Genomic DNA, 22712 nt, shown 5'->3' with positions numbered 1-22712 from the left:
AATGGTAGTTGGGGGCTTCCCCCTGCGAGAGTAGAACGTTGCCGGGCACTAATAAAAACCTTTCATCTTTTGATGAAAGGTTTTTTTGTGGATTTAGAAGAAAAACGAAAGCACCAAGAACTGGGCCTTTACTAAGTAAGATAAAGAGAGTAAGAAGGAAGCTTTTTGTGCCAAGAACCACCTCTCTATAGTAAGAAAATTACAACCAAGATCAAGAACAAATAACTCCTTACCAATAAACCAACACTAATTATTAGAATCCATAAACGTATGGTTTACCTTAAATAATTTCATAGGCACATAGACCGGCTTCTGCGAATATATGTAAGGGAGAGACATTTAAAGGTTTGGAACGGATAAGACTGGGTGATACTGATACAAAAGGGGTGAGGCTCTAATGCAGAAAACGACGGTATTACGTGTTCAAATGGGGCACAAATGTTTAATCTGTGAAACAAGGAAAATAAAGGGGTATAGACTACTTCATTCGTTTATTTGTCAGGCATGCGAAAAGAAAGTTGTTCAGTCAGAGGCCGGAACAGAAGATTATAGTATGTATGTTCAAAAAATGCGTAAGATGATTGCTGGAAACTAATGGTTACAAATAGAGACAAGCCGATGATACGTCGCTTGTTTTTTTGTTATTTAGAAATGAGTCAGTATACGCTAAAATAGAGAGACTATGAGCTTAGAAGAGGAGAAACATTAATGGAAGACGAAAATCAGCGAATACCACTTGTACAGGCGATGCAGCAACATGTAAAACAACAACCAGTCTCCTTTCATGTGCCTGGTCATAAAAGTGGAGCCATCATCCCAATGGGAATGGAGGCGTTTAAAGAGATTCTTTCGTATGATCTGACTGAAATCGAGGGAATGGATGACTTACATGATCCCACTGGTCCAATTAGAGATGCTGAAGAACTGCTTGCCGCTTGTTATAAAGCTTCAACGAGCTTTTTTTTAGTTGGAGGAACAACGGTTGGAAACCTGGCGATGGTGTATGCTCTTTGTTCACCTGGTGATATCGTGCTTGTGCAGCGAAATTGTCATAAGTCGATTTTACATGCTGTTGAGCTTGCAGGTGTTATCCCTATATATGTGGAAGCACAAGTGGATGAGTACACAGGGATTACTCTTGGGTTAAGCGAGGATACTCTACGTGAGGCACTCAGACAGTATCCTCATGCGAAGGCTCTTATCCTGACATATCCTTCATACTACGGTGTCAGCACACCTGTAGCTCCCATCATTAAGACAGCCAAGCAGTGTGGACTAATGGTGTTTGTCGATGAGGCACACGGGGCACACTTTCTTCTAGGAACCCCGTTTCCACCATCCACACTAACTCTTGGAGCAGACGTTGTAGTCCAGTCTGCTCATAAGACGTTACCTGCTTTAACGATGGGTTCTTATCTACATCTTGGACAAGATTTGAAGGAAAGTCAGGTGCATCAAATCAAACGCGCCCTAGCTATTTTTCAATCGAGCAGCCCATCTTATTTAATTATGGCTTCTCTAGATGCAGCCAGAGCTTATCTCCACTCATACACAAGTGATCAATTAAAAGATCTCCTAGAAGGGATCGAAGCTTTTAAGGAAGGAATCCGAGCTATACCACAGCTCCGGCTAGTGGATTGGGAAAAAAGCGGGTATTCATGGGACCCTCTAAAGGTTACAATAAGATCAATGTCCCATTTAACTGGCTACGAACTACAGGAGAAACTGCATCAAGTATCGATTGATGTAGAGCTTGCTGATGATCAGCATATCCTGCTTGTTTTAGGGCTAGAACGTATGGGTAATCTACTTGAAGTTTTAGGTAGGATGAAGAATCTCCTCGCTCCGTTTGAGATTATTGATCATAGCCGAACAAAAGCAACCATTTTAAAACAAGAAACTCCTTTAATTGAAGAATACCACGGAGACATACATACTTATCTAACAAGGCAAATTCCTTTTTGGAAGTCCGAGGGAAGGATTGCGGCAGAGGCGGTTATTCCATATCCTCCAGGCATTCCGCTTCTTTACCCAGGACAAAAAATTCACCGAGCGATTCTTGAAAAGATACACCTGCTACAGCAAGCAGGTGCGAGGTTCCAGGGTGAGGATGTAGTGGTGAAAGGAATTTGTGTAGCAGATCTGGAGGAAGAAAGATGAATAACGGATTATTTATTACATTTGAAGGTGGAGAGGGAGCTGGGAAAACCACCGTTCTCACAAGAGTAGAGCAGTGGCTCAAAGAAAAAGGACATGCTCTTTTGCGAACGAGGGAACCAGGCGGAATCACCATTGCCGAGAAAATACGTACAGTAATATTAGATATAGAGCATACGGAGATGGATGGAAGAACGGAAGCCCTGCTCTATGCGGCTGCTAGAAGACAGCATCTTGTGGAAAAGGTTTTACCTGCTCTCGAAAAAGGGAATATTGTTTTGTGTGATCGTTTTATCGATAGCAGCTTAGCCTATCAAGGATATGCAAGAGGTCTTGGAATGGATGAAGTACTCTCCATTAATGAATTTGCCATAGAAGGGCATATGCCGGATCTAACCATTTACTTTGATGTAGACCCTGAAGTAGGGCTTAGCCGAATTCAAGCCGACCGTGTACGTGAAGTCAATCGTTTAGACCAGGAGAAGCTTGAGTTTCATCATGCTGTAAAAGAAGGGTATCGACAGGTTAAGACTAGATATCCTAAACGAATCCATACAGTTAATGCAAATCAGTCCATTGAGGATGTCACTAAAGAAGTGATTCGTGTGATTGATGAGCAAATAAGCTATAATAGTAGGTAAAAGAAGGAGTGGATGAAAGTGAAATTAATCATCGCGGTCGTACAGGATAAGGACAGCACAAGGCTATCAGACGCTCTAGTTAAGGCAGATTTTAGAGCGACTAAGCTTTCTAGTACAGGTGGTTTCTTAAAAGCCGGGAATACTACATTCTTAATCGGAATTGAAGATGAGAAAACTGCTCAATTGATGGGGATTATAAAAGATAATTGTAAGAGCCGGGATCAACTTGTTGCTCCAATTTCTCCAATGGGTGGGAATGCGGATTCTTATGTACCATATCCAGTTGAAGTACAGGTTGGTGGGGCCACTGTTTTCACCTTGCCTGTTGAAGAGTTTGAACAATTTTAATGAGCGATGGTAAGGACGTGTGAACATGAGTACTTGGAGTGAATTACAACAAATACAGCCAAGAGTTGTTCCATTTATGATAAAAAGCCTGGAAAAAGGCCGACTCTCTCATGCATATATTTTTGCTGGAGAGTCGGGAACAGGTAAAAAAGAGATAGCTCTTCAGCTGACGAAGAGCTATTTTTGTAGGGAGCGAATCGGTGCAGAGCCTTGTGGGCAATGTGCGGAATGCAGACGAATCGAAAAAGGAAATCATCCAGACGTACATATGGTAGAGCCTGATGGTGCTTCTATTAAAAAGCATCAAGTGGAGTTTCTTCAAAAGGAGTTTAATTACCGTGGGATGGAGACCTCTCACAAGATGTATATCATTGATGAAGCAGATAAAATGACCGCTAGTGCGGCAAACAGCCTGCTGAAATTTTTGGAAGAGCCAGAATCTCCAACTCTTGCAATCCTCCTAACGGAGAGAGAATCAGCTCTTTTGCCTACAGTACGGTCAAGAAGTCAGCAAGTAGCCTTTCAACCGTTATCAAAGTCTATTTTTGCAAATAAACTTCAAGAAGAAGGAATCTCTCATCTGCAATCTCTTCTTTTGGCAGAAATTACGACAAACTTAGCACATGCAAACGAGTTAAATGAGTCAGATTGGATTGCACAAGCCCGAAGCGTAGTGATACAATTGATGGGAGAGCTATACCATAGACCAAATCAAGTTCTGTTAACGATGCAGGATAAATGGCTTCCGTTGTGTAAAGAAAAAAGTCAGCAGGAAGCTGGTCTTGATATGATTCTTTTATGGTTAAGAGACCTTTTATATATTCAGACGGGTAAGTCAGATACACTCGTTTTTCCAGATCAACAAGATCAATATGAACAACTCAAGCTCTCCATCTCACAGCAACAGAATGTTGTGCATCTGTCTGGCGTGTTGGAAGCAAAACGTCATCTGAACGCTAACATGAATTATCAGCTTGTCATGGAGAAGCTGTTGCTCAGCATACAGGGGGTATAGACGTTGCATCAAGTTGTAGGCGTTCGCTTTAAGAAAGCGGGCAAAATCTATTACTTCTCCCCAGGGGAATTCAAGTTGGATTTGGGCGAGGCAGTAATTGTTGAAACGTCACGGGGAATTGAATTTGGTAAGGTTGTCATTGCCGAGAAACAAGTAGATGAGAATGACGTGGTCCTTCCATTAAAACAAGTCATTCGCTTAGCTACGGCAAAGGATAAACTCACTGTGACAGAGAATGAAGAGGAAGCCCTTCAAGCATTTGAAGTGTGCTCCGAAAAGATTGCTGAACATCAACTAGATATGAAACTAGTGGATGTCGAATATACATTTGACCGAAATAAGGTCTTATTCTATTTTACAGCGGACGGTCGAATTGACTTTCGTGAGCTTGTTAAGGATTTAGCAGCTGTTTTCCGCACGCGAATTGAGCTAAGACAAATTGGCGTGAGAGATGAAGCGAAGATGCTTGGTGGAATTGGTCCTTGTGGACGGGTTCTATGTTGCTCATCCTTTCTTGGTGATTTTGAGCCAGTATCTATTAAAATGGCGAAGGATCAAAACCTTTCATTAAACCCTGCTAAAATATCAGGCCTTTGTGGTCGACTTATGTGTTGCTTAAAGTATGAAAATGACACATATGAAGAAGCTAAAAAGGAATTACCTGATGTAGGGCGTCAAATTTTGACACCGGATGGGAAAGGAAAGGTTATTGGTTTGAATCTATTGGAGCGTCTGGTTCAGGTTTCGATGAATGAAAACGAACAGGTGCTTGAATTTACGCTTGATGAATTGAACGGAACACGGGCTGTTTCAGCTGAATCCGCAGAATGATGGGGTGGAAACGTGGATAAGAAGGCAATCTTTAAGAAGGTTAGCCAAATGGAGGAGGGAATTGGTCAGCTTCACCAGGAGTTAAGTGGACTGAAGGAACAGTTAGCTTATCTTATTGAAGAGAACCATTACCTTCAGATTGAGAATAAGAACTTAAGAGAGCGTTTTGATTGGGAAACGCAGCAAGACGAGAAGCAAGCGCCTGAGGAAGATAAAGGAAAACCAATGATTAGTGAAGGGCATGATAACTTAGCGAGGCTTTATCAAGAAGGCTTTCATATTTGTAACACGCATTATGGAAGCTTACGAGCCGACGGAGAAGATTGCTTGTTTTGCTTATCTTTCCTGCATCAAAAGAAATAATACTTGCCTCCACCCGAAACGTGAGGTCAACCCGTCAGTCGGGTTGACCTCTTTTTTTAGGAAGGATTTAACTTATGACACTGATAGATAATGAACGACTTGATTATATTCCAGGCACGCCGTACTCCATTATACAAAGTAGAGACGTATTTTCCTTTTCAATGGATGCAGTCTTACTTGGACGTTTTGTGCATGTTCCGATTCAGAAGGGAAAGCTAATTGACCTTTGTAGTGGCAATGGAATTATTGGATTAGTTCTGAGTGAACGCAGTAAAGCGACCATTACCTCGGTTGAATTACAGGAGCGCCTGCACGATATGGCACAGCGTTCAGTCCTCTATAACAAGAAAGAGGAGCAAATCACATCTGTTCAAGCTGATATTAAAGACTTGCCAACCTCTGTTGTAAAAGGTAGTTATGATGTGGTGACGTGTAACCCTCCTTATTTTCAAGCGAATGAATATTCAGATCAAAACCAGAACCCTCATTTTACGATTGCGCGTCATGAGGTTCACTGCACGCTAGCTGATATTATCGAAACGGCTTCTACATTAGTTAAACAAAGAGGAAAAGTCGCTCTTGTTCACCGTCCAGAGCGATTAACAGACATCATCGATTTAATGAGACAATACCGGATTGAGCCAAAGCGCATGCAGCTCATTCAACCAAATCAATCTAAAGAGGCAAATATGGTTTTGATTGAAGGAATAAAGGATGGAAAGCCTGGGTTGACCTGTTTGCCCGCACTCTCTGTGTACGGGGAGGATGGGCGTTATACAAAAGCCTTCCGGGAGGTCTACGTAAGAACATGAGTACCGGTCATTATGTGTATATTCTCCAATGTGCCGACAATACTTGGTATACAGGGTACACCAATGATGTGGAGAAACGATTTGTTAAGCACTCGCAAGGAAAGGGAGCCAAGTATACAAGGGGACGAGGTCCACTTACTCTGATTTGGCAGGAAGCATGTGAAACAAAAAAAGAAGCATTACAGCTTGAGTATGCATTAAAACGAAAAAGCCGTGCTCAAAAAGAACAATATGTTAGAGAAAAAAAGGAGATGGAGCATGCAACAACAAATGAGTTATCATGACGACTCAAATAAAGGCGTACTGTATCTTGTTCCTACTCCAATAGGGAATTTAGAAGATATGACGTTTCGTGCCGTTCGTATACTCACGGAAGTGGACCTAATAGCAGCTGAGGATACAAGGCAAACAAGAAAGCTCTGTAGCCATTTTGATATTCACACTCCACTAACCAGGTATGACGAACATACAAAAGGAAAAGTAGGCACACACTTAATTGACCAGATTAAAGAAGGGAAATCAATTGCACTTGTTAGTGATGCAGGGATGCCTGCAATCTCTGACCCTGGCCAAGATATTGTAGGTCTTGCTATTTCCGAGGAAATAGCTGTAATTGTACTCCCGGGTGCGAATGCAGCACTGACTGCATTAGTTGCTTCTGGCCTATCTACCAATGAATTTTATTATCATGGATTTTTACCCCGTCAGAAAAAAACTAGGGCCGCTGAGCTTGATAAACTCAAGTCCATACGTGCTTCGCTTATTTTCTATGAATCACCTCATCGTTTAAAAGAGGCCCTCCAAGCAATGAAGGAGGTACTTGGAAACCGAGCGATCAGTATTGGACGAGAGTTGACTAAAAAGTTTGAGGAATATCAGCGTGGTACATTGGATGAAGCGTTAGACTGGGTGGAAACAGGTACGATTAAAGGTGAGTTTGTAATTGTTGTGGAAGGAACAACTGAAGAAGTAGTTGAAGAAAAGTGGTGGAATGAATTAGGGGTTAACCAGCACGTGGAGCACTACCTATCTCTTGGCCTCTCTTCAAAAGATGCAATTAAAAGCGTAGCAAAAGAACGTGAAGTTCCAAAACGAGAGGTCTACCAATCGTTTCATCAAGATTCAGAATAACAATAGTTGAGCTGATTTTCCCATGTTCCGTTTAGGTGAAAATCAGCTTTTTTGTGATAAGATGGGTTACTGATTAAAAGAAAAAGACTTCCTTTGGAAGGAAGCCTTTTTAAGCTACTTATTTATTTTTAGAAACATATTCTTGAAGATCTCTAAGAATATCTTCTGCGCCTTGTGGGCTAAGAATGATTTTGCCGTTAGCGATTGAAAGGTTGTCATCAGAAACCTCTCCAGTGATTTGGCAAGTCATGTTTGGTTTATATTTCTTTAAAATGATACGCTCGTTATCAACGTAGATCTCAAGAGCATCCTTTTCAGCGATATCTAATGTGCGACGAAGTTCAATTGGAATTACAACCCGTCCTAGTTCATCAACCTTACGTACAATTCCTGTAGATTTCATGCTGTATATCTCCTCTCGAGTATATGAGCACTTCAGCCATACTAGATTGCTAGATCTCTAATAGGCAAGGACTCATGATTTTTAGGGCGTCATAATTCGACATTTTTTACTTAAGCTAAGAATACCAAGGTTTCCAAATCAAGTCAAATGTTTTTTTAGAAAAAGTTTATAATGTGTTCTACGAAATGATTGGGAAAATGAGTACTTACTGATTTTAAAGTAAAAAAAAGGATGCGGATCAATTCTAGCTACTTATCGAATTAATCTTCTATACCCTGATATAATAGGATTGAACCATTTTAGGCAAGTGTATAGGTAACTAGTAAAAAGGATGTGTTTCTAGTGGATATCGAACACGATTTGGTGGAGAAATTAAAAAGTGTCGGAGAAAAACTACGTGCAAGCTATGAAAAAGCTGATACTAATAACGACAATATTCGACAAAGACTTAAAAAAAGTCAGGTTGTTTTTCGACAAATGCAGACACTATCTAATGAAAATCTCGCAGAACTTCTTAAAAATAAAGAAATTGCGGGGGTTGATGGTTCTGTGAACCAAACAAAAGGTGAGCCACCTCATGTCATATACTTTTTTCAATCCCTGGCAAAAACAACGACAGGTTTTGAGGTAAGAAAGTCGGATGTGTATGTGCCTCTACTAGATGAGGCGGATGGAGAAGAAGTGATCCAACCTCAAAAATGGCGCTCGCACCTTTTGGCTAAGCTGGAGCTTGAGGCAGCGATGCAATTAATAGAAGAAAGAGAGCTCTCTTTCCTCTTAATGGATGGTGCACTCTACCATTACCGAATTGATGCAGAAGAGGAATGGGAGAAGATTCGCCAGATGGCTATTGAGAGGGATGTGTTACTTGTTGGAGTGTCTGAAGAGATTACAACAGAGAATCTAGTGAGGCTCGAAGCCTTCTCAAGCTATGCAAATCGACCGTACTGTTATGATCGTGATCTATTATTTGGTGCACTTCAAAAAGGTGAAAGCATTTATATAGAAGAAATCCAACATAAAGCAGGGCTACAGTCGGTTTGGACAAGGTTTGGTTCCGCACCTCAGATCACGGGATTTGATATGCTAGAGGAGCAGGCGCATCAGAGAGAAGTCATATCCGATCTTTTATATACGTTAACACCTAAGGAAGGCCGAGGCATTCCACTTTGGCTAGATTACGTTGACCGCGAAATTCGAATCACTGATAGGCTGGTTGATGGATTATTAGAGCAATATCTTGATGCAGAAACAAGGCATCGCTTTTTTACAAAAAAACGAAGTGATCGACCATATTAATAAAGGAGGAAACTCATTTGCAGATCGTTGGAGTTACAACACAGCATGAAGTGTATGTTGCCTCAAAGGAACATAAATTTAGAATGAATGAACTTGTTGTTCTATGTGATCAGGACCTGCATGACCCAAAGGGGGAAGTCGTTGAGACATTCTCTTATAACCGTTACATTCCGATGGGGTTTGATAAAGGGTTAGCCGATCAATCGGTTCTACAGACGCTCGAACAGATTGGTTATGACATCGGAGCAGATGATATTCATATAGCAAAGGTACGATTGTTTGAAGAAGCGGTTCAACCGATACAAACAGGGGCTACAGTCCGCCATCCAGCCTTTGAAGAAATTAAAGATCTTCTTTTAACGACCACACCGAGCGAGGGTATGGTGCTTGGAGAAATCAAATCAACTGATTTTATTGCACCGTCTCTGCCACAAGATTTAGATGGATTGTTACATATGCAGGAGCAGGGGGTCCTCCGCAAACAGAACGGAGTTCCTTTTATCTTTGACATTCGTGCGATGCAGCAATATCCGCATATTGGAGTGTTTGGAGGCTCGGGGTCCGGGAAGTCGTTTGGTCTACGGGTCATGCTAGAAGAATTGATGAAGCTTAATATCCCAACTCTTGTATTTGACCCGCATTTTGAAATGAACTTCCAGGCTAAGTCTCAAGGGGTGGAGGATGCACCAGGATATACTGACCAATATGATGTTGTTCAAATTGGACGAGATGTTGGAGTTGATTTCTCCGCTCTTTCTACAAGAGATGTTGAGAGATTGCTGCAAGCTTCAGGAAGCCTGACTGAATCTATGATTAACGTCATTCAAAGCATTCACAAGCGCCGAGATAGCTACCAGTCTTTTAGTGACCGGGTCGCTAACCTTGCAGAAGCATTAGAGATGGGAAAACAAAAGGTAGAAGCGATGCTGCATGACGGTGGGATGACACGGGACGAGATTAGCCGCTTTTCTACATTTAAGTCGCTACTCGATCAATATGGCAGCCTTCCGCTTTCATCTGTAAAAGGAATACAGTGGCGTGCAAACCGTCTTCACCAGGCTGGGCTCTTTCAGCAAAATATACGAGCAATTGAGACGAGTATCCACCAAGGCAAATTAGTTGTCATCCAGGGTGCAGTCTGGTTATTACAAGTGTTCTCAAGTTATGTGATCGGTTCGTTATACGGGCAAAGACGAGCGTATCGTGATGCGAAGCTGCAACAGCAGCAGGGCACATTTTTCCCGCCATTTGTTGTCGTAACAGATGAAGCGCATAACTTTGCACCTAAAGGCTATGACGCACCAGCAAAGTCTGTGCTCAAGGAAATTGCGCAGGAGGGACGTAAGTACGGTGTCTTTTTAATTTTTGCGACGCAGCGGCCGACACTACTCGATGAAACGATTACTGCACAGCTTAATTCAAAGTTTGTGTTTCGTACGGTGCGAGGAACCGATATTCAAACGATTAAAGAGGAAACGGACTTGACGAGTGAAGAAGGAAAACGACTTCCATACCTAAAGTCAGGGGATGTTTTTGTTTCTTCTGCGATCATCGGGCGGACGATGGCTGTGCGGATTCGGATGGCTCATTCAACGAGTCCTCATACACAAAACCCATTTGATGAGCTTGAGCAAATGAACGCACAGGGAAATGAAGCCGTCCTTGAGGCGCTCTATCCACATTTACCGCTATCAGAAATGAATTTAGTGAAGGATCTTACAGCCTTAAATCGTGATTCCGGCAAAAGCTGGGACGTATCTACCTGGAAAACTGAGCTTGAGCGATTATGTCGTGAAGAACTCTTAGTGAAGCAGAAAACACCATTCGCCACGCTTTACGACCGTGCTTGACACGACTAGGGATGTTTCTGTATATTCTAGGATATACTGATTATGTTTATATCGATTCCAATGAACGGATAAGTACACATGACTGATTCACGCAGAGAGCTGGGGTAGCTGAAAACCAGTTGAGGATGGATGTGGAAGTATGGTCCTGGAGGATTCTATCTTCGAGTGGAGGTTCCATAAGGGGATAGCGTAGCTGGCGTTAACAGAAAAGTCTTGATGACTTTACGAGCCCTTCTGTTGTGAAGCGAAGGGGAACTTGGGTGGTACCACGTGAGCATAGCTCTCGTCCCGACTTTGGGACGAGGGCTTTTTTGTATGGAAAAATGAATTTGAGGAGGGCGCTTCATGCCTGAGGAAAAGAAGAGCTTTTATATTACGACCCCGATTTATTACCCGAGTGGGAATTTGCACATTGGACATACGTACACAACCGTTGCAGGTGATGCGATGGCCCGTTACAAGCGTTTGCGCGGCTATGATGTTCGCTACTTAACAGGAACGGATGAGCATGGTCAAAAGATTGAACAAAAAGCAGCGGAGCAAGGGCTAACGCCGCTTGAATTTACCGATAAAATGGTGAAGCCTATTCAAGCACTTTGGGAAAAGCTAGACATTTCCTATGATGATTTTATTCGTACAACAGAAGATCGTCATAAGGTTGTTGTAGAGAAGCTGTTTGAACAGTTATTAAAACAAGGTGATATCTATCTTGATGAATACGAAGGCTGGTATTCTGTACCGGATGAGACCTTCTACAGCGAAAGACAGCTTGAGGATGTCACGAAGGATGAAAACGGCACAGTAATTGGTGGTAAAAGCCCAGATTCAGGCCACCCTGTAGAGAAGGTTCGTGAGCAGTCTTACTTTTTCCGCATGAGCAAATACGCCGATCGTTTACTTGCTCATTACGAAGCAAATCCTGATTTTATTCAGCCGGTTTCTCGTAAAAACGAGATGGTGAACAACTTCATCAAACCAGGTCTAGAAGATTTAGCGGTATCCAGAACAACATTCAGCTGGGGCGTAAAGGTACCAAGTAATCCAAAGCATGTAGTCTACGTATGGATTGATGCATTAGCGAATTATATTACAGCGCTTGGTTATGGTGCGGACGACGATACGTTGTATAAAAAATATTGGCCAGCAAACGTTCATCTGGTTGGGAAAGATATTCTACGATTCCATACGATTTACTGGCCGATTATGTTAATGGCACTGGATATTCCTCTACCGAAAAAAGTGTTTGGTCATGGCTGGTTCCTAACAAAGGACGGGAAGATGTCCAAGTCTAAAGGAAATGTGGTTGATCCGGTTCCATTAATTGATCGTTACGGTCTAGATGCGATTCGCTATTACTTATTGCGTGAAGTACCGTTTGGAGCAGATGGAGTCTTTACACCAGAAGCATTTGTTGAGCGCGTGAACTACGATCTAGCCAATGACTTAGGAAATCTACTAAATCGTACAGTGGCGATGATTCAGAAGTATTTTGATGGAGAGATTCCAGCATACGTAAAGAATGGTACACCATTTGACGAAGATCTACTTGACCTCGTGAATGCAACGATCACGAAAGTAGAAAATGCTATGGAAGAAATGGAATTCTCAATCGCGCTAACAGCGATTTGGCAGCTTGTTAGTCGTACAAACAAATACATTGATGAAACACAGCCATGGACATTGGCGAAGAGTGAAGACGAGCGAGAGCGTCTAGGTACAGTGATGTATCATCTGGCAGAATCGATCCGCATCATCTCTGTATTGATTCAACCATTTATGACTAAAACACCAGGTAAGATCTGGTCACAGCTTGGTGTGGAAGAGTCGTTAACATCGTGGGATTCTACGGCTACATTTGGTCAGCTTCCTGCTGGAACAAAGGTAGGAAAAGGGGATCCGATCTTCCCTCGTCTAGATGTCGAGGAAGAAGTGGCGCACATTGTTGAGTTGATGGGCGGAAAAGTCGAAGAAAAACAAGAGCCAGAAGAGATTGAAGATGAAAATCAAATTACAATTGAGGACTTCTCTAAGGTTGAACTGCGTGTGGCAGAAGTGACAGCAGCTGAGCCTGTGCAGGGAGCTGATCGATTGCTTAAAATCCAACTGGATCTTGGCTATGAACAGCGTCAAGTGGTTTCTGGAATCGCAAAGTTTTATAAACCAGAAGAGCTAGTCGGTAAAAAGGTAATCTGCGTGACTAATCTGAAGCCAGTGAAGTTACGTGGCGAACTGTCTCAAGGGATGATTCTTGCAGGATCAAAAGGAAAGAAACTACAGCTAGCAACGATTGATGGAGCCCTTCCAAATGGAGCTCAAGTAAAATAAAAAAACAGCGATCATTCCAGGCATTGGAGTGATCGCTGTTTTTCTTTATAATGATTAATCTGTATCTTTGGATTCCAAAGAGATTTTAGTCACACGAATTCGTTCGACTTTCCGGGGATCTGCCTCAAGAATTTCAAACTGAAGTTCATCTACCACTAGGTTCCGACCAACAGCGGGAAGACCACCAAACTGGTGAATTAAAAAGCCGGCAAGATTATCTTCTTCTTCCGAGATCTGTGAATTGAAAATCATGTTTAGTCGGCGCAGCGAGACTTTGCCGTTAAAAATGACATCATTTTCATTGTTCATTTCAACGAGCGCATCATCTACATCGGTCTCGTCTTCAATATCTTGACCAATAATCGCCTCAATTAGATCCTCGTGTGTAATAATTCCTTCAGTTCCTCCGTATTCATCAAGCACAATGGCAATATGTTTCTTCTCCTGAATCATATGTTGGAACACGCTATTAACTTGTTGGAACTCATAGACAAACAATGGCTCCAAATCAGCAATTTCCCTAATAGACTTTTCAGGGGACTGCAACCAATTCAACACAAACTTCGTATGGAATACGCCTATAATATGATCCAGACTTTCCTCATAGACGGGGAAACGAGAGTATGGATTGTTTTCTAAAATCACACGAGCTTCCTCAAAGTTCATATCTGCGGAAATTCCTACAACATCAATGCGTGGTGTCTGCAGAACATCTGCTACGTTAAGCTGTTGAAAATCAAGAACACTTTTTAAGCGATAAACTTCATCAAGTTCAAAGGTCCCCTCCGTTTGTCCAATATCAAACATCGCTCGCATTTCTTCTTTGGAAAAAGAAGTCTCGGTAGCATGTTTGCGACCAAGTAATGTAATGACAAAACGGGTAAAGGCATTCAAGAAAAACGTGACAGGCTTCAAAATAATGAGCTGTAAACGAATGATCGGATAGACTAGATAAGCAATGCGTTCAGGGAATGCAGCTGCAATCGATTTAGGTAAGACCTCAGAAAAAATAATTAAGGTAACTGTTAGAATACCTGTTGCTACCGCTACATTAACGCCATAGTCTAGAGCAACAATAGTTACAAGAGATGGTAGGATGATATTTGGTATATTGTTTGACACAAGGATACCAGGAATGAACTCATCTGCATTAGTAACTAACTTAAGTAGGTTTTCTGATTTTTTGTCACCATTGGCAGCCTTACTTTGCAGTCGGACTTTATTTGTTGCTGTTAGCGCAGTTTCACTTCCAGAGAAGAAAAACGATGCAAGAAAACATATGACTATCGCAATGATCAACTAGGTTCCCTCCATATAATTGCTAGTAAATAGGTAAATCTATCATATAGTTGTGGTGGATTGAGGTCAAGAAGTGTAGATATAAGTACATGGATAAAACATTAAAAGATCAATGACTCCTATTGAAATCATTGATCCTTCAGTGTTTCCTTATTTATTTGTCTTATCCTATCTTTCTGACCTGTTAAAACTCTTCATATACTGTAGGATCCTGATCGTGAATTCGACCGTCTGGTTTTGTAAGCTTATGAATGACCGCCATCTCTTGATCTGACAAAGAAAAATCAAATACGGCCAGGTTTTCGCGCTGACGTCCAGCTGTTGATGCCTTTGGTAGAGGCAAAGCTCCCAATTGAATATGCCACCTTAAGATAATTTGAGGAATGGTTTTATTATGAGCTTGAGCAATTGACTGAATGTCTTTGTTCTCAAGTACGTGACTAGCACGACCAAGAGGACTCCAGGACTCAGTGATAATTCCATGCTCCTGATGATAAGAACGTTGTGTTTCCTGTGAAAAATAAGGGTGAAGCTCCACTTGATTGATACTTGGTGTGACACCTGTTTCCTTGATGATCTTCTCTAGATGGTCGGGAGTAAAGTTTGAGACCCCAATGGAACGAATGAGTCCCCATTTCTTGGCATCAATTAATGCTTGCCATGCTTCAACATACATCTCTTGTTTTGGGTTAGGCCAATGAATTAAATAAAGGTCGTAATAGTCAAGCCCTGCTCGTAGCAATGATTCCTGAATCGTTGTTACAGCCTTTTTGTAGCTATGATGCCGGCCTGGTAATTTTGATGTGATACGTAGCTGCTCACGTGCAATGGAGCTGCGTCTAATCGCTGCGCCTACTGCTCCTTCATTCTCATAATTAAAAGCTGAGTCAATGAGCCGATAGCCAGTATCTATTGCACTAGAAATGATTGAAACCCCTGCGCTACCTTTAATGTTCGCTGTTCCAAATCCAATAGCAGGAACCTCTAATCCATCATTTAACGTTTTTGAGGGAATACCGTGTGTCAAACGAAAAAACTCCTCTCCTTCATGTCGTTATCCTTCTATACCCATTGAATAAAAAGTTAGTCAATGGAATGAATAGCAGAATGAGCTAATTTTGAAATCGTCATATCGTCCATCGGGGGATTATGCAGACCTGCTCGCACGTCCCTGTAATAGCGCTGCAGTGGGCATGAAAGCTCTAAGCTTTTTGCACCAACAATTCTCATCGCTTTATCTACTACTTTAATGCTGTTATTCACGACGGTATATTTTACTGCGCCAATTTCATGCTCAATCATTAAGCGAGTTTTGCTGTTATCGTAGGCACGAGCAACGGAATAGATCATGTGCCGCGACTGCATCATCAACAGTTCAATCTCGCCGATAGCCGTTTGTACATTTGGTAATTCACTAATTGTGCCAGCAATACTATTTGGCGCATGAACCGTTGAGAAATGCAGAGCATAATCACGTGCAGCTTGTGCAATCCCAAGATAGTTTGCAGGAATATGCATCATCCAAGCATTCACTTCACGTCCACGCGGGGCATCGTTTACCTCTACTAAATAAAAGTCCTCTACCCATACATCCTGTAGGAGTAAGTCGTGACTTTCGGTACTACGCATCCCGAGCATATTCCAGTTCTCTCGAATTGAAACCCCTATTGTATCACGATGAATAAGGAAGAACCCAACTGCTTCTTTCTCCTCAATCCATACGCCTACCAAATAATAAGTTAAAAAGGGAGACATCGTCGTGAAGGTTTTTTCTCCGTTAATGACCCATCCATCACCCGAACGAGTAGCCGTCGAACCGGGTCTTCCGCCACGTGTTGGACTCCCGGTCTGTGCCTCGCTCACTGCACGGTTTATCAGAGCGCCTTTTTGCACCTCTTTGGCTAAAAAGGTCAGCTGCTCATCTGACCATCTACGTTTTTCGTAGATTTCAGCAACAACACTTTGGTGCCAGCTAATCGAAAGGGCGGTCGCACCATCCATACTTCCTAACGTTTCTTGAAATAAAACAAGGTCAGCAATGGAAAGGCTGCTTCCACCGAGTGGTTTGGGTAGTGGAAGGGATGTATAGCCACTATCGACAAGAGCTTGAATATGGTTAGTTGGGAAGGATCCCGACTCATCATTTTCTCTAGCAGTTGATTCAATTTGTGAACGCATGGCCTCGAGCTTATTCAGCCATGTCTGTTGCAAATCAGTTTTTGCAAATAATGCTTTAGACAAGGTCATCCATCTCCTTTTCTGATATCTCTCTTTACCCTTATTTTATCATGATCATTCGATTTATTCTTACTTAACAGATAAGAATGATACAAATGCCGAAACCTTGCATGGTTCTCTTAAAAAGCGGTAAGATCTTTGGCATAGACACAGATAAAGTGAATGGAGGATCACCATGTTATTTGATACACATGTACATTTAAATGCAGACCAATTTGAAGACGATCTTGAGCAAGTACTTGAGCGAGCGAGTGAAGCAGGAGTAGAACGAATGGTTGTCGTTGGTTTTGATGAGAAAACCATCAAAAAGGCTATGGAATTAGTCGAAACGTATGACTTTTTGTACGCGGCTGTCGGATGGCATCCAGTTGATGCGATTGATATGACGGAAGATCATCTGATTTGGATGGAAGAGCTTGCTGCCCACCCAAAAGTGGTTGCATTAGGTGAAATGGGGCTTGATTACCACTGGGACAAGTCACCAAAGGATGTTCAAAAAGACGTATTTCGTAAACAAATCCATTTGGCAAAAAAGGTAAAGCTTCCTATTATCATTCACAATCGTGATGCAGATCAGGATGTTGTTGAAATATTAGAAGCAGAAGGAGCAGATGAAGTCGGAGGAATCATGCATTGCTTTGGCGGAAGTGTTGAAATTGCCGATCGGTGCTTGAAGATGAACTTTTACATCTCACTAGGCGGACCTGTCACCTTCAAAAATGCCAGACGACCTAAAGAAGTAGCCAAGCATGTTCCGGCAGACAAACTTCTTATAGAAACAGACTGTCCTTACCTAGCTCCACACCCAAACCGTGGAAAACGAAACGAACCAGCCTACGTCAAACTAGTCGCACAAGAAATCGCAGCCCTGCGCGAAACAACATACGAAGAACTAGCAAAACAAACAACAGAAAACGCGAAGAAGTTGTTTAAGATCAAAGATTAATTAAGTTTAATTGGTAAATAGAGGTAGGGTTGTTACTTACTTTTTCTCGGATTTTAAAAAGTCTGAGCACTAAACAACGTACTTCCAACTTACGAAGCGGACGGGCTGACCGGCCGACTCCGAAGGGAAAAAGAGGCAAAGTTGAAATACACTGGCGAAGCCAGTTTAGTTCAACGCCTCCCTCGGAAAGCGTGGCGGCCATTCCGGGAGCGGGGTTAGATAACTTTATTGTTAGCTTTCGACACCTTGTCTCAAATCCTGAGACAAGGCTCTTTTGTTCTACAAATCAAGTTTGGGACATAAGAGTAATTGTCGAAAGAATTTTCTTTTCAATTTCTAATTGTCAAGAGATAATAAGGGCAATATTCACGTTAAAAATGAATTTTTTCTAAAGTTTATTTGACAAGAGGAGGGACAATCAGTATACTTCATAGCGTTAAGAGGAGGAATGTATACATATGGAAGCGACTAAGACATATAGGCTTCTTTTGGATCATGTTTCTAATCATAAGTATCTCATTTCAATCATTGGTTTTGCTTTAGCAATAGTTGCCGTTTTTTATGCGGTTTTTGAAATGACCAAACACACAGTGACTGTCAGCATTGATGGAACAGAAGAAGTTGTCCTATCAACACACGCAGACACGGTTGCTGAGTTATTCGCTAATGAAGATTGGGATACAAACCAATATGATGTCATAGAGCCGTCACTCGACACACAGATAAACGAAGACACAGAGGTTTTATGGAAACAAGCAAAAGAAGTAGCTGTCTCAACCGATGGGGAAACAGAAACGGTTTGGACAACACAAGAAGACGTTCGTGGGTTACTTGACGAATTATCCATTGAGTATAAAGAGCATGACGAGTTAGAGCCACAAGTAGATACTGCTATTACAGATAATATGAATGTTCAATATGATTCGGCCTTTCTTGTTACGTTAAAAAGCGATGGGGAAGAGCAGGATGTTTGGACAACTTCGACGACTGTCGCTGACTTTTTGGATAGAGAAGAAATTGAACTAGGAGATTTAGATCGAGTCGAGCCTGTGGTAGAGGACCGTTTAGATAAAGAATCAATTGTTCAAGTTACACGCATTGAAAAGGTCACCGATGTGGTGGAAGAGAACATTTCGTATGAAACGATTACGAATAAAGATGACACGATTGACAAAGGCAAGGAAAAGGTTGAAGAAGAAGGCGAAGAAGGTACCCTTCAGAAGACCTATGAGCTTGTTCTTGAGGACGGAGAAGAAGTATCACGTGAGCTTGTTAAAACAGAAACAACGAAGGAGCACAAAGATCGAGTCGTTGCTGTTGGTACACGTGAGGAAGCCGTTGTGGCGAAAGCCGAACAAGAGCCTGTAAAGGAAGCAAAACAAGAAACAAAGATCGCCAGTGAACAAGTAGAAGCCCCGGCCGAGGAGCCTGCATCTGAGAAGTCATTTACCATGACAGCTACAGCCTATACTGCTAGCTGTGCTGGATGTAGTGGGGTAACGGCGACTGGTATAGATTTAAATAACAATCGGAATATGAAAGTGGTCGCTGTAGACCCTAGTGTGATTCCGCTCGGATCAAAAGTCCACGTAGAAGGCTACGGAACGGCGATTGCTGGAGATACAGGCGGAGCCATATCTGGGAATAAAATTGACCTACATGTTCCGTCTCAAGCTGAAGCGGAGCGCTTTGGCCGCAAGCAAGTGAAAGTCACAATCGTTGAATAATGTGCGATTACATGAAGTCGATCCATGGATAAGATATCCAAGGTGATCGGCTTCTTTTGTTTTGATCAGAATCAGGATACAATAAGGAACAGAAGACAAGAGAGCGGAGAATCGATATGAAGATAAAAGAAGTCATTGTTGTTGAAGGCAGAGATGACACAACGGCCATCCAACGAGCTGTAGATGCAGATACAATTGAAACAAATGGCTCAGCCATAGGTGAATCGGTACTCGCTCGTATTGCACTTGCCAAAGAAAGACGAGGCGTCATTATCTTAACGGATCCGGACTACCCTGGACAACGCATTCGGAGGATTGTTAGCGACCGCGTACCGGGCTGTAAGCATGCATATCTGCCAAAGCATGCAGCCATTTCAAAGAACGGTGATGATCTAGGCGTGGAAAACGCTACGCCGGATGCCATTCGGGCTGCGCTAAACGCGGTCCAGGAGATCACAGAGGAAGCCCCAGCTCATATTTTTTGGGAGGATCTGCACGCCGCGGGTCTAGTAGCGGGTGCACATGCGAAACAAAGAAGAGAACGCTTAGGCGAGGAGCTTTCTATTGGATATGCGAATGGGAAGCAGCTACTTAAACGACTACATATGTTTCAAATCAAACCTGAGGAATTCAGGGAAGCGTTAATTTTAGTTCTTAAGGAGGAACAACAGCATGACTAAAGATATAGCCACCCCATTACGTACGAAAGAAATCCTACAAAAGCATGGATTTCAGTTGAAAAAAAGTTTAGGACAAAACTTTCTCATTGATACAAACATCCTCACAAATATTGTAGAGGCTGCAGAGATAGATGAAGAAACAGGTGTCATTGAAGTTGGACCAGGGATTGGTGCACTGACAGAATATATTGCCCGAAAAGCGAAAAAGGTTGTGTCCATTGAAATTGATCAACGTCTTTTACCAGTTCTAGCTGATACACTGTCTCCGTACCCAAATGCCAAGGTTGTGCATTCGGATGTATTAAAAATAGATCTTGATCAGCTCATAAAGGATAAATTCTCAGATGTGAAACAGGTAAAGGTTGTAGCGAACTTACCTTACTACGTGACCACTCCCATTCTTATGCGCTTTTTAGAAGGTAAGGTTGATGTAACAAGCATCACAATTATGATTCAATCTGAAGTTGCACACCGCCTTGCTGCTGTTCCGGGAACTAAGGAGTACGGTGCACTCTCTATTGCGGCCCAGTATTATGCTGAAGCCGAGCGTGTCATGACTGTGCCTGCAAGTGTATTTGTTCCACCACCACGCGTGGATTCTGCAGTGCTTCATTTACGTGTGCGGGACGAGCCAGCTGCTAAGGTAATTGACGAGCGCTACTTTTTTGAAGTGTTTCATGCAAGCTTCGCCAACCGCAGGAAGACCATTTTAAATAATTTGGTGCATAATCTTGGTCCGAAAGAACGTAAGGCAGAAATTGAAGAGGCGCTTGCGGAAGCTGCTATTGATCCAAAACGACGTGGAGAAACATTGTCCATTCAGGAATTTGCCACGCTTAGTGATGCGCTGTATTCTCGTTTGAAGGCATAAGGGTGCACCGTTTCCTCCTATGAATCATAGGCTGAACAGGAGGGGGCGGAGCGATGAAGTATATGGTGGGCGATAGTGTAACAAGAAATTCGTACCAAAATGACATGCTGTTTCGGATAGTTGAACTAACAGACAAAACAGCGATGCTCGCAGGAGAAGAAATGAGACTTCTGGCAGATGCTCCATTAGATGATCTGTTACCAGTTTCTGATATAGATAAGCGTAAAAGACGTGAGCTTGGTAAGCAAAAGGAAGATGTATCCTACCGATTATTCCGTCAGGATGCGAAGTTAATGAAGAAAAGGAACGAGTATGCCGCAACATCGGGATACGTTGCAGATGCGTCTTTTTTTGAGTTGAGGGGAAGAGTGCTTCATTTAGATGGAGATGCCTTTTACTTGCAACGGTGTACCGAGCTGTATGAACGATTTGGTGTGCCTGTATACGGCGTTCATCTCGATGAGAAAAAGATGCCAGATCAAATTGGTTCCTTGCTCGAAATGGTTCAGCCGGACATTGTTGTGATTACCGGGCATGATGCTTATCTTGAGACCAGAGGCAACCGGGATGATCTGCGAGCATATCGACATACAAAGTATTTTGCGGAATGTGTGCGGATTGCACGTAAGTACTGTGCGAACAGAGATCAATTAATTATCTTCGCGGGTGCCTGCCAATCTCATTTTGAGACGTTGATTAAGGCGGGTGCAAATTTTGCAAGCTCGCCGGATCGGGTGAATATACATGCGCTAGACCCGGTATATATTGCCTCAAAGGTAAGTCAGACCTCTTACTTAGATGCTATTAAGCTGTGGGAAGTCTTACGTAATACCATCACTGGCGAAAAAGGGTTGGGTGGTATAGAAACAAAGGGTATCATGCGACTTGGAATGCCACTCAAAAACCCTGAATCCTAAAAGAAACACCTCGTTTTCATCAGAGAAACTGATGGAATGAGGTGTTTTTCTATTTTTATACATAACTTTCGTTAAAAGGAGCAAGCTAGTTGTATCTAATAGTTGGAAGATTCTTTTTTTGTGCAAAAACGTTGACATGTTTGAGATAGGATTGTTATAATTAAAAATTTATTTGACGAATTGTGACGAATGTGTTATGATGAGTAAATAGTGAGGTGGGTGTCAGGATGGCAAAAACATTGATTGATATCAAGCGAACACTGGATGCAAACGTAGGGAAGAGAATTACGATCAAAGCAAACGGCGGTCGTCGCAAAACCATGGAGCGTTCTGGATTATTAGAAGAAACATATCCATCGGTATTTATTGTTAAGCTCGACGAAGAGAATGCGTTTGAACGAGTATCCTACAGCTATGCAGATGTATTAACTCAAACAGTTGAACTCCTTTTGACTGAGTCAGAAGAAGGAGACAGCGAGGTAGCACTTAACGCCTAACAACAGGATAAGACCTAATAACGTGACTTTCTGTAAAATACAGGGAGTCATATTTTTTTGTTTTTTAAGCAACCTAATACTGTTGTCGTACACAATACGTTTTGGGGAGATGTTCCGGATGAGTAGAAGACGCGGGGTCATGTCTGAACGATTGAAAGTAGAACTAGCAAAAGAGCTTGGTTTTTACGACACAGTTGAAAAAGAAGGCTGGGGCGGCATCCGTGCCATTGATGCAGGAAATATGGTGAAGAGAGCCATTGAAATTGCAGAAAATCAATTGGCTAACGAGCATAACTCGAAGTAATACATGACGACAACGATTCAAAACAGTCCTGCGAAACGCGGGACTGTTTTTTTTATAG

General features: G+C 42.2%; 24 protein-coding genes and 1 other annotated feature. Of the genes, 20 read left to right on the top strand and 4 right to left on the bottom strand.

Annotated features, from left to right (window positions below):
- Positions 1-397: 397 nt before the first annotated feature.
- The 10 genes from ACQKKO_RS18580 (at position 398) to rsmI (ending at position 7298) form a co-directional block, all read left to right on the top strand.
- Complete coding sequence (locus tag ACQKKO_RS18580) at positions 398-595, top strand: sigma factor G inhibitor Gin (protein ID WP_498649819.1); 198 nt, start codon at positions 398-400, stop codon at positions 593-595.
- A gap of 113 nt (positions 596-708) precedes the next feature.
- Positions 709-2160 carry an aminotransferase class I/II-fold pyridoxal phosphate-dependent enzyme gene (locus ACQKKO_RS18575; RefSeq protein WP_498649817.1) on the top strand — a complete coding sequence of 484 codons (1452 nt, stop codon included), beginning with the start codon at positions 709-711 and terminating at the stop codon, positions 2158-2160.
- Positions 2157-2798 carry a dTMP kinase gene (gene tmk, locus ACQKKO_RS18570; protein WP_498649814.1) on the top strand — a complete coding sequence of 214 codons (642 nt, stop codon included), beginning with the start codon at positions 2157-2159 and terminating at the stop codon, positions 2796-2798. Before ACQKKO_RS18575 ends, tmk begins: the two co-directional genes overlap by 4 nt.
- Before the next feature lie 18 nt (positions 2799-2816).
- On the top strand, positions 2817-3146 hold the full coding sequence (darA, locus tag ACQKKO_RS18565) for a cyclic di-AMP receptor DarA (RefSeq protein WP_498649812.1): 330 nt from the start codon (positions 2817-2819) through the stop codon (positions 3144-3146).
- Between the two features lie 25 nt (positions 3147-3171).
- Positions 3172-4161, top strand: a complete 990-nt coding sequence (gene holB / locus ACQKKO_RS18560; protein ID WP_498649810.1) for a DNA polymerase III subunit delta' — start codon at positions 3172-3174, stop codon at positions 4159-4161.
- Between the two features lie 3 nt (positions 4162-4164).
- A complete protein-coding gene (locus tag ACQKKO_RS18555; RefSeq protein ID WP_498649809.1) occupies positions 4165-4992 on the top strand; it encodes a PSP1 domain-containing protein in 828 nt (275 codons plus the stop codon).
- Between the two features lie 12 nt (positions 4993-5004).
- Positions 5005-5355, top strand: a complete 351-nt coding sequence (gene yabA, locus ACQKKO_RS18550; RefSeq protein ID WP_498649807.1) for a DNA replication initiation control protein YabA — start codon at positions 5005-5007, stop codon at positions 5353-5355.
- A 74-nt stretch (positions 5356-5429) separates the two neighbouring features.
- Positions 5430-6167: a tRNA1(Val) (adenine(37)-N6)-methyltransferase gene (locus tag ACQKKO_RS18545; protein ID WP_498649805.1), complete on the top strand. Its 738-nt coding sequence runs from the start codon at positions 5430-5432 to the stop codon at positions 6165-6167.
- Entirely contained in the window at positions 6164-6451 is a 288-nt protein-coding gene (locus ACQKKO_RS18540; protein WP_498649803.1) for a GIY-YIG nuclease family protein, read from the top strand. The genes ACQKKO_RS18545 and ACQKKO_RS18540 overlap by 4 nt, the downstream gene beginning before the upstream one ends.
- A complete protein-coding gene (gene rsmI, locus ACQKKO_RS18535) occupies positions 6426-7298 on the top strand; it encodes a 16S rRNA (cytidine(1402)-2'-O)-methyltransferase (protein WP_498649801.1) in 873 nt (290 codons plus the stop codon). The genes ACQKKO_RS18540 and rsmI overlap by 26 nt, the downstream gene beginning before the upstream one ends.
- Positions 7299-7416: 118 nt before the next feature.
- Here rsmI and abrB read toward each other — a convergent pair whose 3' ends face one another.
- Positions 7417-7701 (bottom strand): transition state genes transcriptional regulator AbrB, encoded by a 285-nt coding sequence (gene abrB / locus ACQKKO_RS18530; protein WP_498649800.1) that lies wholly within the window; start codon positions 7699-7701, stop codon positions 7417-7419.
- A gap of 342 nt (positions 7702-8043) precedes the next feature.
- Between abrB and ACQKKO_RS18525 the strand changes: the two genes are divergently transcribed.
- The 3 genes from ACQKKO_RS18525 (at position 8044) to metG (ending at position 13175) form a co-directional block, all read left to right on the top strand.
- Positions 8044-9000 carry a DNA double-strand break repair nuclease NurA gene (locus ACQKKO_RS18525; protein ID WP_498649798.1) on the top strand — a complete coding sequence of 319 codons (957 nt, stop codon included), beginning with the start codon at positions 8044-8046 and terminating at the stop codon, positions 8998-9000.
- Between the two features lie 17 nt (positions 9001-9017).
- Positions 9018-10850 carry an ATP-binding protein gene (locus tag ACQKKO_RS18520; protein WP_498649796.1) on the top strand — a complete coding sequence of 611 codons (1833 nt, stop codon included), beginning with the start codon at positions 9018-9020 and terminating at the stop codon, positions 10848-10850.
- A 51-nt stretch (positions 10851-10901) separates the two neighbouring features.
- Positions 10902-11144 (top strand) — a binding site (T-box leader).
- A gap of 51 nt (positions 11145-11195) precedes the next feature.
- Complete coding sequence (metG, locus tag ACQKKO_RS18515) at positions 11196-13175, top strand: methionine--tRNA ligase (RefSeq protein ID WP_498649794.1); 1980 nt, start codon at positions 11196-11198, stop codon at positions 13173-13175.
- A 54-nt stretch (positions 13176-13229) separates the two neighbouring features.
- Here the strand turns inward: metG and ACQKKO_RS18510 are convergent, their stop codons facing one another.
- The 3 genes from ACQKKO_RS18510 to ACQKKO_RS18500 all read right to left on the bottom strand — a co-directional run bounded on the left by ACQKKO_RS18510 (position 13230) and on the right by ACQKKO_RS18500 (position 16715).
- Positions 13230-14474, bottom strand: coding sequence for a CNNM domain-containing protein (locus ACQKKO_RS18510; protein WP_498649792.1), 1245 nt, complete (start codon positions 14472-14474; stop codon positions 13230-13232).
- 184 nt (positions 14475-14658) lie between these two features.
- Positions 14659-15501 (bottom strand): aldo/keto reductase, encoded by an 843-nt coding sequence (locus tag ACQKKO_RS18505; protein ID WP_498649790.1) that lies wholly within the window; start codon positions 15499-15501, stop codon positions 14659-14661.
- Positions 15502-15557: 56 nt separating this feature from the next.
- Entirely contained in the window at positions 15558-16715 is a 1158-nt protein-coding gene (locus tag ACQKKO_RS18500; protein ID WP_498649789.1) for an acyl-CoA dehydrogenase family protein, read from the bottom strand.
- 172 nt (positions 16716-16887) lie between these two features.
- Between ACQKKO_RS18500 and ACQKKO_RS18495 the strand changes: the two genes are divergently transcribed.
- From ACQKKO_RS18495 to ACQKKO_RS18465, 7 genes are all read left to right on the top strand, one after another.
- A complete protein-coding gene (locus tag ACQKKO_RS18495; RefSeq protein WP_498649788.1) occupies positions 16888-17658 on the top strand; it encodes a TatD family hydrolase in 771 nt (256 codons plus the stop codon).
- Positions 17659-18116: 458 nt separating this feature from the next.
- A complete protein-coding gene (locus ACQKKO_RS18490) occupies positions 18117-19385 on the top strand; it encodes a ubiquitin-like domain-containing protein (protein WP_498649787.1) in 1269 nt (422 codons plus the stop codon).
- Between the two features lie 116 nt (positions 19386-19501).
- Entirely contained in the window at positions 19502-20065 is a 564-nt protein-coding gene (gene rnmV, locus ACQKKO_RS18485) for a ribonuclease M5 (RefSeq protein WP_498649785.1), read from the top strand.
- The gene (gene rsmA, locus ACQKKO_RS18480; protein ID WP_498649783.1) at positions 20058-20936 is read left to right on the top strand and encodes a 16S rRNA (adenine(1518)-N(6)/adenine(1519)-N(6))-dimethyltransferase RsmA; all 879 of its coding nucleotides are present in this window, start codon (positions 20058-20060) and stop codon (positions 20934-20936) included. Before rnmV ends, rsmA begins: the two co-directional genes overlap by 8 nt.
- A gap of 53 nt (positions 20937-20989) precedes the next feature.
- A complete protein-coding gene (gene yabG / locus ACQKKO_RS18475; protein WP_498649781.1) occupies positions 20990-21853 on the top strand; it encodes a sporulation peptidase YabG in 864 nt (287 codons plus the stop codon).
- A gap of 227 nt (positions 21854-22080) precedes the next feature.
- Complete coding sequence (veg, locus tag ACQKKO_RS18470; protein ID WP_498649779.1) at positions 22081-22350, top strand: biofilm formation stimulator Veg; 270 nt, start codon at positions 22081-22083, stop codon at positions 22348-22350.
- A gap of 118 nt (positions 22351-22468) precedes the next feature.
- Positions 22469-22654 (top strand): small, acid-soluble spore protein, alpha/beta type, encoded by a 186-nt coding sequence (locus ACQKKO_RS18465; RefSeq protein ID WP_479826527.1) that lies wholly within the window; start codon positions 22469-22471, stop codon positions 22652-22654.
- Positions 22655-22712: the final 58 nt, after the last annotated feature.

The organism is Alkalihalobacillus sp. NPDC127517 (genome assembly GCF_050276055.1).
Lineage (GTDB): Bacteria > Bacillota > Bacilli > Bacillales > Bacillaceae_D > Alkalicoccobacillus.
The sequence above is the reverse complement of the archived record's forward strand: the minus strand, read 5'-3'. Positions and strand labels throughout refer to the sequence as shown.

Excerpts from the sequence above, each read along its gene's own strand:
- veg (WP_498649779.1), top strand. The coding sequence starts at position 22,081 with ATGGCAAAAACATTGATTGATATCAAGCGAACACTGGATGCAAACGTA.
- ACQKKO_RS18465 (WP_479826527.1), top strand. The coding sequence starts at position 22,469 with ATGAGTAGAAGACGCGGGGTCATGTCTGAACGATTGAAAGTAGAACTA.
- ACQKKO_RS18540 (WP_498649803.1), top strand. The coding sequence starts at position 6,164 with ATGAGTACCGGTCATTATGTGTATATTCTCCAATGTGCCGACAATACT.
- metG (WP_498649794.1), top strand. The coding sequence starts at position 11,196 with ATGCCTGAGGAAAAGAAGAGCTTTTATATTACGACCCCGATTTATTAC.
- ACQKKO_RS18575 (WP_498649817.1), top strand. The coding sequence starts at position 709 with ATGGAAGACGAAAATCAGCGAATACCACTTGTACAGGCGATGCAGCAA.
- abrB (WP_498649800.1), bottom strand. The coding sequence starts at position 7,701 with ATGAAATCTACAGGAATTGTACGTAAGGTTGATGAACTAGGACGGGTT.
- ACQKKO_RS18495 (WP_498649788.1), top strand. The coding sequence starts at position 16,888 with ATGTTATTTGATACACATGTACATTTAAATGCAGACCAATTTGAAGAC.
- holB (WP_498649810.1), top strand. The coding sequence starts at position 3,172 with ATGAGTACTTGGAGTGAATTACAACAAATACAGCCAAGAGTTGTTCCA.
- rnmV (WP_498649785.1), top strand. The coding sequence starts at position 19,502 with ATGAAGATAAAAGAAGTCATTGTTGTTGAAGGCAGAGATGACACAACG.
- rsmA (WP_498649783.1), top strand. The coding sequence starts at position 20,058 with ATGACTAAAGATATAGCCACCCCATTACGTACGAAAGAAATCCTACAA.
- ACQKKO_RS18490 (WP_498649787.1), top strand. The coding sequence starts at position 18,117 with ATGGAAGCGACTAAGACATATAGGCTTCTTTTGGATCATGTTTCTAAT.
- ACQKKO_RS18545 (WP_498649805.1), top strand. The coding sequence starts at position 5,430 with ATGACACTGATAGATAATGAACGACTTGATTATATTCCAGGCACGCCG.
- rsmI (WP_498649801.1), top strand. The coding sequence starts at position 6,426 with ATGCAACAACAAATGAGTTATCATGACGACTCAAATAAAGGCGTACTG.
- yabG (WP_498649781.1), top strand. The coding sequence starts at position 20,990 with ATGAAGTATATGGTGGGCGATAGTGTAACAAGAAATTCGTACCAAAAT.
- ACQKKO_RS18580 (WP_498649819.1), top strand. The coding sequence starts at position 398 with ATGCAGAAAACGACGGTATTACGTGTTCAAATGGGGCACAAATGTTTA.
- tmk (WP_498649814.1), top strand. The coding sequence starts at position 2,157 with ATGAATAACGGATTATTTATTACATTTGAAGGTGGAGAGGGAGCTGGG.